At 66.7% G+C, this 13,130-nt stretch carries 13 protein-coding genes; 8 read left to right on the top strand and 5 right to left on the bottom strand.

The window, feature by feature from the left end:
• The 7 genes from dnaA to AC1D2E_RS31920 form a co-directional block, all read left to right on the top strand.
• The coding region (gene dnaA / locus AC1D2E_RS31950; protein WP_478201117.1) for a chromosomal replication initiator protein DnaA at positions 1-1,149 on the top strand (1,149 nt) is incomplete at its 5' end.
• Between the two features lies 1 nt (position 1,150).
• Complete coding sequence (locus AC1D2E_RS31945; protein ID WP_478201116.1) at positions 1,151-1,375, top strand: hypothetical protein; 225 nt, start codon at positions 1,151-1,153, stop codon at positions 1,373-1,375.
• A gap of 28 nt (positions 1,376-1,403) precedes the next feature.
• A complete protein-coding gene (gene dnaN / locus AC1D2E_RS31940) occupies positions 1,404-2,510 on the top strand; it encodes a DNA polymerase III subunit beta (RefSeq protein WP_478171296.1) in 1,107 nt (368 codons plus the stop codon).
• A gap of 146 nt (positions 2,511-2,656) precedes the next feature.
• Positions 2,657-5,281, top strand: coding sequence for a DNA topoisomerase (ATP-hydrolyzing) subunit B (gene gyrB, locus AC1D2E_RS31935; protein ID WP_478201115.1), 2,625 nt, complete (start codon positions 2,657-2,659; stop codon positions 5,279-5,281).
• Positions 5,282-5,549: 268 nt separating this feature from the next.
• On the top strand, positions 5,550-6,089 hold the full coding sequence (locus tag AC1D2E_RS31930) for a hypothetical protein (RefSeq protein WP_478201114.1): 540 nt from the start codon (positions 5,550-5,552) through the stop codon (positions 6,087-6,089).
• Positions 6,090-6,193: 104 nt separating this feature from the next.
• Positions 6,194-6,655 carry a tudor domain-containing protein gene (locus AC1D2E_RS31925; protein ID WP_478201113.1) on the top strand — a complete coding sequence of 154 codons (462 nt, stop codon included), beginning with the start codon at positions 6,194-6,196 and terminating at the stop codon, positions 6,653-6,655.
• Positions 6,656-6,815: 160 nt separating this feature from the next.
• Positions 6,816-7,994, top strand: a complete 1,179-nt coding sequence (locus AC1D2E_RS31920) for a metallophosphoesterase (protein ID WP_478201112.1) — start codon at positions 6,816-6,818, stop codon at positions 7,992-7,994.
• A gap of 55 nt (positions 7,995-8,049) precedes the next feature.
• On the opposite strand, the gene AC1D2E_RS31915 is transcribed toward AC1D2E_RS31920, so the two are convergent.
• The gene (locus tag AC1D2E_RS31915) at positions 8,050-8,547 is read right to left on the bottom strand and encodes a polyhydroxyalkanoate granule-associated phasin (protein ID WP_478171290.1); all 498 of its coding nucleotides are present in this window, start codon (positions 8,545-8,547) and stop codon (positions 8,050-8,052) included.
• 209 nt (positions 8,548-8,756) lie between these two features.
• Between AC1D2E_RS31915 and AC1D2E_RS31910 the strand changes: the two genes are divergently transcribed.
• On the top strand, positions 8,757-9,305 hold the full coding sequence (locus AC1D2E_RS31910; RefSeq protein ID WP_478201111.1) for an acyloxyacyl hydrolase: 549 nt from the start codon (positions 8,757-8,759) through the stop codon (positions 9,303-9,305).
• Here AC1D2E_RS31910 and AC1D2E_RS31905 read toward each other — a convergent pair.
• From AC1D2E_RS31905 to AC1D2E_RS31890, 4 genes are all read right to left on the bottom strand, one after another.
• Entirely contained in the window at positions 9,247-10,248 is a 1,002-nt protein-coding gene (locus AC1D2E_RS31905; RefSeq protein ID WP_478201110.1) for a lysylphosphatidylglycerol synthase domain-containing protein, read from the bottom strand. The genes AC1D2E_RS31910 and AC1D2E_RS31905 overlap by 59 nt on opposite strands.
• Before the next feature lie 121 nt (positions 10,249-10,369).
• Positions 10,370-11,632 (bottom strand): cardiolipin synthase ClsB, encoded by a 1,263-nt coding sequence (clsB, locus tag AC1D2E_RS31900; RefSeq protein WP_478201109.1) that lies wholly within the window; start codon positions 11,630-11,632, stop codon positions 10,370-10,372.
• Positions 11,629-12,357: an endonuclease/exonuclease/phosphatase family protein gene (locus AC1D2E_RS31895; protein WP_478171438.1), complete on the bottom strand. Its 729-nt coding sequence runs from the start codon at positions 12,355-12,357 to the stop codon at positions 11,629-11,631. The genes clsB and AC1D2E_RS31895 overlap by 4 nt, the downstream gene beginning before the upstream one ends.
• A 212-nt stretch (positions 12,358-12,569) precedes the next feature.
• Positions 12,570-13,130 (bottom strand): Spy/CpxP family protein refolding chaperone (locus AC1D2E_RS31890; protein ID WP_478201108.1); only part of this gene is annotated, 561 nt, incomplete at its 5' end.

Raw genomic sequence — 13,130 nt, 5'->3', positions numbered from 1 at the left:
GTCATCATTGAGTTAGCGCTCGCTCCTCGGGAAATCATTAGCAGGCCAGCCTCGATGGCCATCGTGTCGGAAACCGATGTGCCGCGCGACATGGCGCCGCCGAGCGAGGATCTGGCGGCGGCCGCGTTCAAGAACCGGCTCAACTCGGGGCTCACCTTCGACACCCTGGTGGAGGGCACGGCGAACCGCATGGCGCGCGCCGCGGCGATGCACGTGGCCGGCATGCCGGGCCACCTCTACAACCCGCTTTTCATCTACGGCGGCGTCGGCCTCGGCAAGACCCACCTGATGCACGCCGTGGGCAACCGCCTGCTGGCCGACCGGCCGGACGCCAAAGTTCTCTACATCCATGCCGAGCAGTTCGTCTCGGATGTGGTCAAAGCCTATCAGCGCAAGACCTTCGACGAGTTCAAGGAGCGCTACCACTCGCTCGATCTGCTGCTGATCGACGACGTCCAGTTCTTCGCCAACAAGGACCGGACGCAGGAAGAATTCTTCAACGCCTTCGAAGCCCTGCTGGCCAAGAAGTCGCACATCGTGATGACCAGCGACACCTACCCCAAGGGCCTGGCGGACATCCACGAGCGACTGGTCTCGCGCTTCGACTCGGGCCTCACGGTGGCGATCGAGCCGCCCGAGCTCGAGATGCGCGTGGCCATCCTGATCAACAAGGCCCGCGCCGAGAGCGCCGAGATGCCCGAGGAGGTCGCCTTCTTCGTCGCCAAGAACGTCCGTTCCAACGTGCGCGAGCTCGAAGGCGCGCTGCGCAAGATCCTGGCCTATTCGCGCTTCAACCAGAAAGAGATCTCGATCGCGCTGGCACGCGAGGCACTGCGCGACCTGCTGTCGATCCAGAACCGGCAGATCTCGGTCGAGAACATCCAGAAGACGGTGGCCGACTACTACAAGATCAAGGTCGCCGACATGTACTCGAAGAAGCGGCCGGCCTCGATCGCCCGGCCGCGCCAGATCGCGATGTACCTGGCCAAGGAGCTGACCCAGAAGAGCCTGCCCGAAATCGGCGAGCTGTTCGGCGGCCGCGACCACACCACGGTACTGCACGCGGTGCGCAAGATCTCGGGCGAGCGCCAGCAGCTCACCGAACTGAACCAGCAGCTGCATGTGCTGGAGCAGACGCTGAAGGGATAGCATGCTGCTCATCGATGCTGTCAAAGGACAACTCTGTGGACAGATCCCGCACAAGAAGGCACTTATCCACAGGCTGGGCACGCGGCCCGAAGTTGTGCGCCTTGGCGCGACAGCAACGAAGCGCGGCTGCGCACAGCCGAGCGGCAGCGCCAAGTCCTTGTCGCACAAGCGGAAAACGACGCTGTCCACAGAACAGTGCGTCCCTTATCTACTACTACTAATTTGAATTAAAGAAATAAGGAAGAGGTAAGACAATGATCGTTTTGAAGGCTACACAGGACAAAGTCCTTGCCGCGCTGCAGTCGGTGGCGGGCATCGTCGAGCGGCGCCACACGCTGCCGATCCTGGCCAACGTGCTGATCCGCAAGACCGGCGGCCAGTTGCAGCTGACCACCAGCGACCTCGAGATCCAGATCCGTACCCATGCCGAGCTCGGCGGCGACGAGGGCAACTTCACGACCACCATCGGTGCCCGCAAGCTGATCGACATCCTGCGCACCATGCCGGCCGACCAGACCGTGAGCCTCGAATCGAGTGCCAGCAAGCTGGTGTTGAAGGGCGGCAAGAGCCGTTTCACGCTGCAGTCGCTGCCGGCCGAGGATTTCCCGCTGGTGCAGGAGTCGGCCAACTTCGGTCCCGTGTTCAGCGTGCCGCAGAAGACGCTCAAGGACTTGCTCGGCCAGGTGTCCTTCGCGATGGCGGTGCACGACATCCGCTACTACCTCAACGGCATCCTGTTCGTCGCCGAAGGCAAGCAGCTGAGCCTGGTCGCCACCGACGGCCACCGGCTGGCTTTCGCCTCGGCCACGCTCGACGTCGAGGTGCCGCGCCAGGAAGTGATCCTGCCGCGCAAGACCGTGCTCGAGATGCAGCGCCTGCTGTCCGACGCCGAAGGCGCGATCGAGATGCAGTTCGCCAACAACCAGGCCAAGTTCAGCTTCGGCGGCATGGAATTCGTCACCAAGCTGGTCGAGGGCAAGTTCCCCGACTACAACCGCGTGATCCCGAAGACCCACAAGAACACCGTGACCCTGGGCCGCGCGCAGCTGCTGGCCAGCCTGCAGCGCACCGCGATCCTGACCAGCGAGAAGTTCAAGGGCGTGCGGCTCAACATCGAGCCGGGTACGCTGCGCATCGCCTCGAACAACGCCGAGCAGGAAGAGGCGCAGGACGAGCTCGACATCGACTACGGCGGCGACGCCATCGAGATCGGCTTCAACGTGACCTACCTGATCGACGCCCTGGCCAACATGAGCCAGGACATGGTGAAGCTGGACCTGGCCGATTCCAACAGTTCGGTGCTGATGACGATTCCCGAGAACGCATCGTTCAAGTACGTCGTCATGCCGATGCGCATTTAGCACAAGGACCTGGCACACCCCCAGGTTGGCTCACTGCGTGTAGCCGCCCACCCCCTTGCAGGGGGCGATACCAGCGGCCCGGCGAATCCGGTTCCGCGGTATCTCCCGAACAGACGGTGCCCAGCCCGGCGCCAGAGAGAAAGACAGTGATGAGCGAAGAAAACAAGCCGGACGTGCCGCACACCGAGCCGGTTTACACCCCTGAAATCGACAGCGCGATTCCGATCGAGGTGACACCGGCCGGCGACACGTCCTATGGCGAAGGCTCCATCACGATCCTCGAAGGGCTGGAGGCGGTGCGCAAGCGCCCGGGCATGTACATCGGCGACACCTCGGACGGCACCGGCCTGCACCACCTGGTGTTCGAGGTGGTCGACAACTCGATCGACGAGGCGCTGGCGGGCTACTGCGACGACATCGTGGTCACGATCCACACCGACAACTCGGTGTCCGTGACCGACAACGGCCGGGGCATCCCCACCGGCGTCAAGATGGACGACAAGCACGAGCCCAAGCGCTCGGCGGCCGAGATCGCACTGACCGAACTGCACGCGGGCGGCAAGTTCAACCAGAACAGCTACAAGGTCTCGGGCGGCCTGCACGGCGTCGGCGTGAGCTGCGTCAACGCGCTCAGCAAGATGCTGCGCCTCACGGTGCGGCGCGAGGGCAAGGTCCACACGCTGGAGTTCAGCAAGGGCTTCGTGCAGAACCGCATCGTCGACGTCGTCAACGGCGTCGAGGTCTCGCCGATGAAAGTCACGGGCGAGACCGAGAAGCGCGGCACCGAGGTGCACTTCCTGCCCGACACCGAGATCTTCAAGGAAAACGCCGACTTCCATTACGAGATCCTGAGCAAGCGGCTGCGCGAGCTGAGCTTCCTCAACAACGGCGTGCGGATCCGGCTGATCGACGAGCGCAGCGGCAAGGAAGACGACTTCTCGGGCGCCGGCGGCGTCAAGGGCTTCGTCGAGTTCATCAACAAGGGCAAGACTGTCCTGCACCCGAACGTGTTCTACGCGATGGGAGAGAAGCCGGCCGACACCTACGGCGGCATTCCCGGCACGCACATCGGCGTCGAGGTCGCGATGCAGTGGAACAGCGGCTACAACGAGCAGGTGCTGTGTTTCACCAACAACATCCCGCAGCGTGACGGCGGCACCCACCTGACCGGCCTGCGCGCCGCGATGACCCGGGTCATCAACAAGTACATCGAAGAGAACGAGTTCGCCAAGAAGGCCAAGGTCGAAGTCACCGGCGACGACATGCGCGAAGGCCTGTGCTGCGTGCTGAGCGTCAAGGTGCCCGAGCCCAAGTTCTCGAGCCAGACCAAGGACAAGCTGGTGTCGAGCGAGGTGCGCGCGCCGGTCGAGGACATCGTCGGCCGCCTGCTGACCGACTACCTGCAGGAGCGCCCGAACGACGCCAAGATCATCTGCGGCAAGATCGTAGAGGCGGCGCGTGCGCGCGAAGCGGCCCGCAAGGCGCGCGAGATGACGCGGCGCAAGGGCGTGCTCGACGGCATGGGCCTGCCGGGCAAGCTGGCCGACTGCCAGGAGAAGGATCCGGCGCTGTGCGAGGTCTACCTGGTCGAGGGCGACTCCGCCGGCGGCTCGGCCAAGCAGGGCCGCGACCGGAAGTTCCAGGCCATCCTGCCGCTGCGCGGCAAGATCCTGAACGTCGAGAAGGCGCGCTACGAGAAGCTGCTGACCAGCAACGAAATCCTGACCATGATCACCGCTTTGGGCACCGGCATCGGCCGTGCCGGCGCGACGACTTCGGGCGGCGGCGCCGACGACTTCAACGTCGCCAAGCTGCGCTACCACCGGATCATCATCATGACCGACGCCGACGTCGACGGCGCCCACATCCGCACGCTGCTGCTGACCTTCTTCTATCGGCAGATGCCCGAACTGGTCGAGCGCGGCCACATCTACATCGCGCAGCCGCCGCTGTACAAGGTCAAGGTCGGCAAGGAGGAGCAATACCTCAAGGACGGTCCGGCCCTCGATGCCTTCCTGCTGAAGGTGGCCTTGAAGGATGCGAGCGTGTCCACCGGCGGCGCCAACCCGACGACGCTCGGCGGCGACACGCTGGCCGAGCTGGCGCGCAAGCACCAGCTGGCCGAAGCGGTGATCGCGCGGCTCGGCGTGTTCCTCGATGCGGCGGCGCTGCGCGCCATCGCCGACGGCGTGTCGCTCGACCTCGACACCACGGCCGGCGCCGAGGCCTCGGCCGTGGCGCTGCAGAACAAGCTGCGCGAGCTCAACACCACCGGGGCGCCGGCCGATGTGTCGAGCGAGTTCGACACCCGCAGCGACAAGCCGCTGCTGCGCATCAGCCGCCGCCACCACGGCAACATCAAGAGCAGCGTGCTGACGCAGGACTTCGTCCACGGCGCCGACTATGCCGCCCTGGCCGAGGCCGCCAAGACCTTCCGCGACCTGCTCGGCGAAGGCGCCGTGGTCAAGCGCGGCGAGGGCGAGCGGGCCAAGGAAGAAAAGGTCAATGACTTCCGCGAGGCGATGCGCTGGCTGATCGGACAGGCCGAGAACGCCACCGCGCGCCAGCGCTACAAGGGTCTGGGCGAGATGAATCCCGAGCAGCTGTGGGAGACCACGATGGACCCGGCCGTGCGCCGCTTGCTGCGGGTGCAGATCGACGACGCGATCGAGGCCGACCGCGTGTTCACGATGCTGATGGGCGACGAGGTCGAGCCGCGGCGCGAGTTCATCGAGCAGAACGCGCTGCGGGCGGCGAACATCGACGTCTGAGCGCTCAGCTGCGTTCGGCGTGCCGCCGCTGACCTGCAGGCCGGCGCCGATGTCGGTCGGGAGTCCGATCGGCAGGAACTCGGTCGTGACCATCGCGAACGTGTCGACTGCGATCGAAGCGACCGCCAGCCAGGCGGGTCGTGAGGTGTCGGGGGTGGTGGCTTCGCCAACAATGGGAACTGGTCCTCATGCGTTTTCCGTGTCTGGAGCGTCTCGGAGGCGCTACTTCGCGTAAACGCTATTCCTAGCCCGACTCTTGCTAAGCAGAATGGCCGGCGATGAGTCGCCATCTATGAGCAAGGACAGCACAGCAATGAACCCGATCCGGTTTTGGCGCCCCGCCGCCGCCCTGGCGATCTTCGGAATGTTCAATTCGGCGCAGGCGGTCACCAATCCGCCGATCCGGATGGCCCAGGGCATCGAATACATGTGCGGCGGCAAAAGCAGCGCGGAAGCGGCTTTCATGCAGACGGTGGCGCCGCGCTGGGCCGCCACCCTCGAATTCGCGGTCAGCCGCGGCCGTCCGGGCCAGTTTCCGAGCGATGTCAAAGTGGTGGTGCGCGACCGCTATTCCGGCCGGCTGGTGATGGAGGCAGCCACCGGTTCGCCGTTCATGCTGGCACGGCTCGACCCCGGCGCCTACGAGGTCGAGGCCACGCTGGCCGGGATCACGCTGCAGCAGTCGCTGACGGTGTTCAACGGACTGAGCTCGAAGGCGCAGTTCGTCTGGCCGTCGAATGTCGATTTCGCCGCCGCGATGGGATTGCCGCGGCCCGAGCAGCAGGCTTCGGTGCAAACCGGCCGCTGAGTCGCCCGTTTCGGGTGCGCCGGCGATCAGGTTGGCTTAAGTTTCATTGCCGACAGTGTCGGCATGAGGCTTTCCTCATGCCAACCCGAGCAAAGGACTCCGCGATGATTGCACATCGTTCCTGGCGGCCGCAGGTCGCCCTCGCATTGGGCGCCGCGGCGCTTTCCGGTGCGCTGGCGGCGCATGCGGTCTACAACCCGCCCATCCACATGGCGAACGGCGTCGAGTACATGGGCGGCGGCACCAGCAGCGAGGAAGCGGCGCTGATGCAGAGCATCGAGCCCCGGTGGCCGGCCAGTTTCGAGTTCGCGGTCCAGGAGGGCAAGCGGCAGGTCTCGGCCGCCGATGTCGTGCTGACCGTTCGGGACGCATCGGGCCGTACGCTGCTGAGCCAGGTCGCGACCGGCGGCCCGTTCCTGGTGGCGCGGCTGGATCCGGGCCGCTACGAGATCGAGGCCACGCGCGCGGGCCAGACCCTGACGCAGCAGATCGAAGTGCTGCCGTGGCAGCCGAAGCGGACCGTGTTCGTCTGGCCCGGCGGCGCGGAGCCCGGCACGCGTTCCTGAAACGCGAGGATCCTGCGCCGCTCTTTGAGAAAATGCTCAGTGCGGCGCGAGATAGGGCGTGGGAAAATGCAAGGTTGCCTGTGCATGGCACGCACCTTGAATGTGGAGCGTATCGCTCGCACATGGTGTGCCCGGGCGCTGCCCGTCTTCCTAGGCCCCGATGCCGCTTCGCCCCCTCATTCTTCTCACCACGCTGCTGCACGTCTACATCGGGCTGCGCCTGTTGCCGGCGCTCGCGAGCCTGCCGCTCGCGTGGTCGCTGCTGGCGCTGGCGCTGCTGGTGTCAGCCGCAACCATGCCGCTGCCCTTCGTCGGCATGCGGTCCGGGAGGCGGCCGTTCGCCGATGGCTGGAAATGGATCGGGCTCGTCAGCATGGGCTGGTTCTCGTCGCTCATGCTGCTCACGCTGGTGCGCGATGCCGGCCTGCTGCTCGGCTGGTTCGGTGCGTCGGTGTCCGGGGCGACGGTGGACTGGGCGCGCTGGCGTTTCTGGAGCGCCGCCGCCGTGCCGCTGACGGCGAGCGCGACTTCGTTGATCGGCCTGCTGAATGCGCGCCGCACCGCGGGTGTGGTGCGGGTCGATGTGCCGATCCGCGACCTGCCCTCGGCATTGAGCGGCTTCACGATCGCACAGCTCAGCGACATCCACGTCGGGCCGACCATCAAGCGCGGCTATATCCAGCGCATCGTCAATGCGGTGAATGCGCTGGGCGCCGACATGATCGCGATCACCGGCGACCTGGTCGACGGCACGGTGGCCGAGCTGCGCGAGCACATCGCCCCGCTGGAGCAGCTCAAGGCCCGGCATGGCACTTTCGTGGTGACCGGCAACCACGAGTACTACGCCGGCGCCCATGCCTGGATCGAGGAGCTGYGGCGGCTCGGCCTGCGCGTGCTGCTCAACGAGCACGTGGTGCTGCAGACGCGCAACGTGAAGGGCGCGCAGACCGACGAGGAAGTGCTCGAGAGCGCGCTGCTGGTGGCCGGCGTGACCGACTACACGGCGGGGCACTTCGATGCGGCGCATGCCAGCGACCCCCACGGCGCGCTGGCCGACGCGCCGCCGCTGGTGCACACGCGGGTGCTGCTGGCGCACCAGCCGCGCAGCGCGCCCGAGGCGGCCGAGGCGGGCTACCACCTTCAGCTCTCGGGCCACACGCACGGCGGGCAGTTCTTTCCGTGGAACCTGTTCGTGCCACTGCAGCAGCCCTTCACGGCCGGGCTGCACAAGCTGAGCGAGATGTGGGTCTACACCAGCCGCGGCACCGGCTACTGGGGGCCACCGAAGCGCTTCGGCGCACCCTCCGAAATTACTTTGCTGCGACTGATGCCGGAGTGAGTTTCAAGCCGGCTCGGCATTGTGCGCGCTGCCCACCAAGCGGCGTGGCATCGCGTCAGTCCTGTTCGGTGGACAGCCGGCGCGCGTTCGAGGTGGTCTTCGCATGGATCGGCTTGAGGCCGCGCTGGACGATGCGCGCGCTGGCGCTGGAAAGCTGGCTCACCGTTTCGGCGGAGCGTGCGGCGGCGCTTCCGAAGGCTTCGGCATGGCCGACTGCCTGTGCCGGGGTGGTACTGGTGGCGAGCGAGAACAGGGCCAAGCCGCTGCCCAGCCAGTGTTTCACCGCACGGTTCACGAGGGCGAACTGGGTGGTGTGCAACTGGTTTGCCATGGCGACGCCGGATTCGCTTGCCGCCGCCAGTTTCTCGTGGCTCATGAGCTGGAATTCGGCCATGTCGACCTCGCTGGGCGAGAGGCCGGCCTTGGCCATGCGCTCGGTGCGCATCTGGATCACCGAGCCGGCCGACAGCAGCATTTCTTGGGTCTTCAACGCCACATCGACCCACAACATGAGCGGGTTGAAGAAGCGCGGGGAGGAGAGACTGTGGGTCATGGAAGTCTTGGACTTTGTGCGAGGGGACAAACCCGACTATAGGCTTCCCACGGCTTTTTTGCTGCACTGCAGCATTGCTTTGGGGATGCCGTCCTACCTGGGGGGCAGGGAAGCACCAATCGATGTTTCACGCCGCYTTTGAGAAGCTCGGTACATTCGAATCTGCAACGCGTGCTTACAAAATGTCCGACACACCGCGCCGAGCCCGAATGCTGCTGAGCGCGGCATGCTGTTCGCTTTCCATTGCCGCCACGGCCGCCGGAATGGACAACGCGCCAGGTGCCTACATCGACCTGGGGCAGTCGCTTCAAGGCCCTGGGGAGACCGATTCGCTGACCTTCGGCGCGGTGCTCCCGTGGACCCACGGACAGTCGGTTCAAGAGGGCGCGTGCTCCTTCTATTGGGATTTCTTCCTCAGCCGGTGGCGCGCGCCGGCCCCCCCCGACGGCGTGGACCGGCGCAGCTACACGCAACTCGGTGTGGTCGCCAACTGGCGCTACCGTTTCGAGCAGGGCGACTCGCCGTGGTTCGTCGAGGCCGGTTTCGGCGCGACGCTGATGAACAGCATCTACCGCACGCCCGACCGGGAGTTCAGCACGACCTTCCAGTTCACCGAGCAGCTCGGCGTGGGACGCAGCTTCGGCTCCCAGGGCGAGCATGAGCTGTCAGTGCGTCTGCAGCATGTCTCGAACGCGGGCCTCAAAGAGCCGAATCCTGGCGAGAATTTCGTCCGGTTGCGCTATCTCCATCGCTTCTGAACACGGTCCGGGCACGCGTGCGCAGCCTTCTGGCGCGCAGTTCGGTGGCCACGTAGGCCAGCGCAGCGAGCGCGAGGGGCAGCAGGTAGTAGATGCCCCGGTAGGCCAGCAGCGCACCCAGCAGCGTGCCTTGCGGCAACCGGTGGCCGAGCAGCGCGAGGAACACGGCCTCGAGCACGCCCAGCCCGCCCGGCACATGGGTGATGACGCCGGCGACCGCGGCGACCAGCATCGCGGCCATCACCTCGGGATAGGGCAGCTGGCGCAGCAGCAGCATCCAGACCACGCCGCCGATCGCCGACCAGTTGAGCGTCGACATCGCGAGCTGCAGCAAGGCCATGCGCAGCGAGGGCGTGTCCAGTTCATGGCCGCGCAGGCGCCAGGTGTGTTGCCGCGCGATCGCGCACAGCCCGAGGTAGGCTCCGCCCGCCGCCAGCAGCAGGGCGCCGAGGATCCGCAGTCCCTCGCCGTCCATCTTCCAATCCGGCGGCAGCGTCATCGGAAAGAAGCAGAAGACCGCGCCGGCCAGCACCAGGTAGCCGAGCCAGTTGGTCAGCATGCTGAAGCCGAGCACCCGCGTGATCGTCGGGTTGTCCAGGCCCAGCCGGGAATAGAGGCGGTACCTGAAGGCGACGCCCCCGACCAGGGCGCCGAGGTTGAGGTTGAAGGCGTAGCTGATGAAGGTGACGCGCATGACGACGCAGGTGCCGAGCCGGTGCCCGGTCATGCGGCGGCCAAGCAGGTCGAAGGTGCTGTAGAGCAGGTGGCTGCAGGCGGCGAGCGCGGTGGCCGCCAGCAGCGCCGGCAGCGGAATGGCGCGCAGCGACGCCAGCACGTCGCGCCAGTCGACCATGCGGGCCTGGCGCACGACCAGCACCAGCACGAGCGCGAAGAAGAGCCATGCGGCCGCGCGTTTCACCCGGGCCCAGCTGCCGGCCTTCACAAGGCAAGCTCCGTGCTGTGCACTGCGGTGCGAGCTTGCTTGGGGCGGCCCGGCGCGGCGCATTCGGATGCCTTTGTGCTTCGCACTACGGTGCGAGCGCCTTCGGGCGGCCGGGCGGCGCTCATGCTGCGTCCGTTTGCGTGGCGCTGCCGGCCTCCGGCTTCGGCGTATGCAGTGGCTCGAGCTTCGGTGCGTGGCGCGGCAGCCAGCCGACCCACGAGGGATACCAACGCAGCAGGTGGAAGATGATGAAGCTGCGCACCAGCCGCCAGCCGCTCCATTCGCTGAGCTCCGACGCCTCGATTTCCCTGCAACTCTTCTGCATCAGCGTGTCGAGCCGCTCCCACAGCACCTGGTTGAAGGCCTTGTCGCGCACGATCACGTTGGCCTCGAGGTTCAGCGAAAGGCTCAGCGGGTCGAGGTTGCTCGAGCCGACGGTGCTCCACTGGTCGTCCGCCAGTGCCACCTTGCCGTGCAGCGGGCGCTCGCAGTATTCGTAGATCCGCACGCCGGCATGCAGCAGGTGGTGATAGAGCATGCTCGCTGCCGTCTTGACGATCGGCATGTCGGGTTCGCCCTGCAGGATCAGGCGCACGTCAACGCCGCGCCGCGCGGCGCGGTGCATTTCGTTGATCAGGCGGTAGCCGGGGAAGAAGTAGGCATTGGCGATCACGATGCGCTGCCGCGCGCTGCGGATGGCGGCGAGGTAGTGGCGCTCGATGTCGTTGGTGTGGTGCCGGTTGTCGCGGGTCACGAACTGCGCGGCGGCGTCGCCTGCGGGGGCGTTGTCGACCTGTGCGGAGGCCGTGATCCGGCGCTGGAACCAGCTCGGGCCCTTGCCGCCGACCGCGATCGCCTGCAGCACGAAGCGATGGATCTCCGAGACGATCGGGCCGACCAGTGCGACCGCGTAGTCCTGCTTGGCCTTGGGGCCGAAGTCGAGCAGGTGGTCGGCCGCGTAGTTGATGCCGCCGACGAAGGCCAGTGCGCCGTCGACCACCACGATCTTGCGATGCATGCGCCGGAAGACGTTGAGCCGCTGGCCGAAGAAGCGCTTGCCGGGATCGAACACCCGGACCTTGACGCCGGTGGAGGTCAGCCCCGAGATGAACTCCGGCGACAGCGAGGGCGAGCCGAAGCCATCGATCATGAGGTCGACCTTCACGCCGCGTGCCGCTGCCGCGCGCAGGGCCGCATGCAGCTGCGCGCCGACCTTGTCCTCGAACAGGATGAAGGTCTCGACGATGACTTCGCGCCGGGCCCGGCGGATGGCGTCGAAGACGCGCGGGAAGAACTGATCGCCGTTTTCCAGCAGTTCCACGCGGTTGCCGCCGGTCCAGCGCCCGTCGGCGGCCGGCTTGCCTGCCGTGGTGGCGTCGTTCACAGCGCGATCTCCGCCACCAGCGGCGCGTGGTCGGACAGATGCGACCAGGGCTTGCGCGGCAGCACCATCGGCGAATGCACGCCCGCATTGCGCACGTAGATGCGATCCAGGGGCAGCAGCGGGAAGCGCGAAGGAAAGGTCCGGGCGGCGCTGCCATGGGCCTGCACGAAGACTTCGCGCAGCGACACCCCCTGCTCGAGGATTTCGTGGGCGCGGCCGCGCCAGTCGTTGAAGTCGCCGGCCACGATCAGCGGTGCGTCCGCGGGGACCTCGTCGCGCACGATATGGCACAGCAGCTCGAGTTGCTGGAGCCGGTGGTTCTCGGCCAGCCCGAGGTGTGCGCAGATCACGTGGACATCGATCGGCCGCGCCGGCAGCCGCAACACGCAGTGCAGCAGGCCGCGCTTCTCGGGCCCGGCGATCGAGACGTCGTGGTTGCGGTAGTGGACGATCGGAAACTTGGACAGCACCGCGTTGCCGTGGTGCCCCCTCGGGTACACGGCGTTGCGGCCATAGGCGAACTGGGGCCACATGGTGTCGGCCAGGAACTCGTAGTGCGGGGCCTCCGGCCAGTTGTCGATCTTGCGCGAATGGCGCGAGTGGGTGCCCAGCACCTCCTGCAGGAAGACGACGTCGGCCCCGACCGTGCGCACCGCCTCGCGCAGCTCCGGCAGGATGAACTTGCGGTTCAGCGCCGTGAAGCCCTTGTGGGTGTTCACGGTCATGACCTTGAGCGAGGTGGGTGGCGCGGCCACGGCGGTCGAATGCGAAAAAGGCTTCACAGGAAGGGTTGTAAGCCGGGAGGCGCGCCCCTGCTGTAGGAACGCACCACCTTCTGGACCCGATCGACAAGACCGGCACGCCTCGGTGATCGAAGCCGCCCGCACAGCGGAAAAGCCCCGGGGCGCGAGCGCCGGGCTTTTATCCGTGAGGCCTTTCAGCTTTTTGCGGGCGCGGGGGCGGGGTGGTGGTGATGTCCGCCAGGACCGCCAGGGCCGTGGGGTCCGACGCGCGGCATCGACTCGGCGTCGAAGGTCTTCTGCTGCTCCGGCGTCAGCGCAGCGTAGAAGCTGCGGGTGGCGTCGGCGCGCTTGGCGAACATCGCGCTGCGTTCGGCCTGGCGGGCCTGCATGCGGTCGAGGCGCTGTGGCGTGGTCAGCTTGGCGAACTCGGCGCGCTCGGCGTCGGCTTGCCCCGCCGGTCGGGCCGGCGGCTGTTGCGCCGCTGCAAAACTGTTCCACGCGCTTTCCTGCGCCGGGGTCAGCTTGAGCTTCTCCTTCAACGCAGCCAGGTGCTGGGCCCGTTGGGCCTGCATGCGCTCGAAGCGCTCGGCGCGCTGGAGCTGGGGCTTGGCGGGCGCCTGGGTGCCTGGCCGGGCTTCGGCGGCGGGCGGCGGGGGAGCCGTCAGCGGCGCCTGCGCGAAGGCACCGGACGAAGCGAAAGTGGCGGAGGCCAGCAGACCGGCCCAGAGAAGGCTTTTGCGAGACGGGATCATGAG

The sequence above is a fragment of the Variovorax sp. P1_H2 genome, from assembly GCF_056405295.1.
The sequence above is the reverse complement of the archived record's forward strand: the minus strand, read 5'-3'. Positions and strand labels throughout refer to the sequence as shown.

Excerpts from the sequence above, each read along its gene's own strand:
- dnaN (WP_478171296.1), top strand. The coding sequence starts at position 1,404 with ATGATCGTTTTGAAGGCTACACAGGACAAAGTCCTTGCCGCGCTGCAG.
- AC1D2E_RS31910 (WP_478201111.1), top strand. The coding sequence starts at position 8,757 with ATGCTGCTGAGCGCGGCATGCTGTTCGCTTTCCATTGCCGCCACGGCC.
- AC1D2E_RS31915 (WP_478171290.1), bottom strand. The coding sequence starts at position 8,547 with ATGACCCACAGTCTCTCCTCCCCGCGCTTCTTCAACCCGCTCATGTTG.
- AC1D2E_RS31930 (WP_478201114.1), top strand. The coding sequence starts at position 5,550 with ATGGCCGGCGATGAGTCGCCATCTATGAGCAAGGACAGCACAGCAATG.
- AC1D2E_RS31895 (WP_478171438.1), bottom strand. The coding sequence starts at position 12,357 with ATGACCGTGAACACCCACAAGGGCTTCACGGCGCTGAACCGCAAGTTC.
- AC1D2E_RS31925 (WP_478201113.1), top strand. The coding sequence starts at position 6,194 with ATGATTGCACATCGTTCCTGGCGGCCGCAGGTCGCCCTCGCATTGGGC.
- AC1D2E_RS31945 (WP_478201116.1), top strand. The coding sequence starts at position 1,151 with ATGCTGCTCATCGATGCTGTCAAAGGACAACTCTGTGGACAGATCCCG.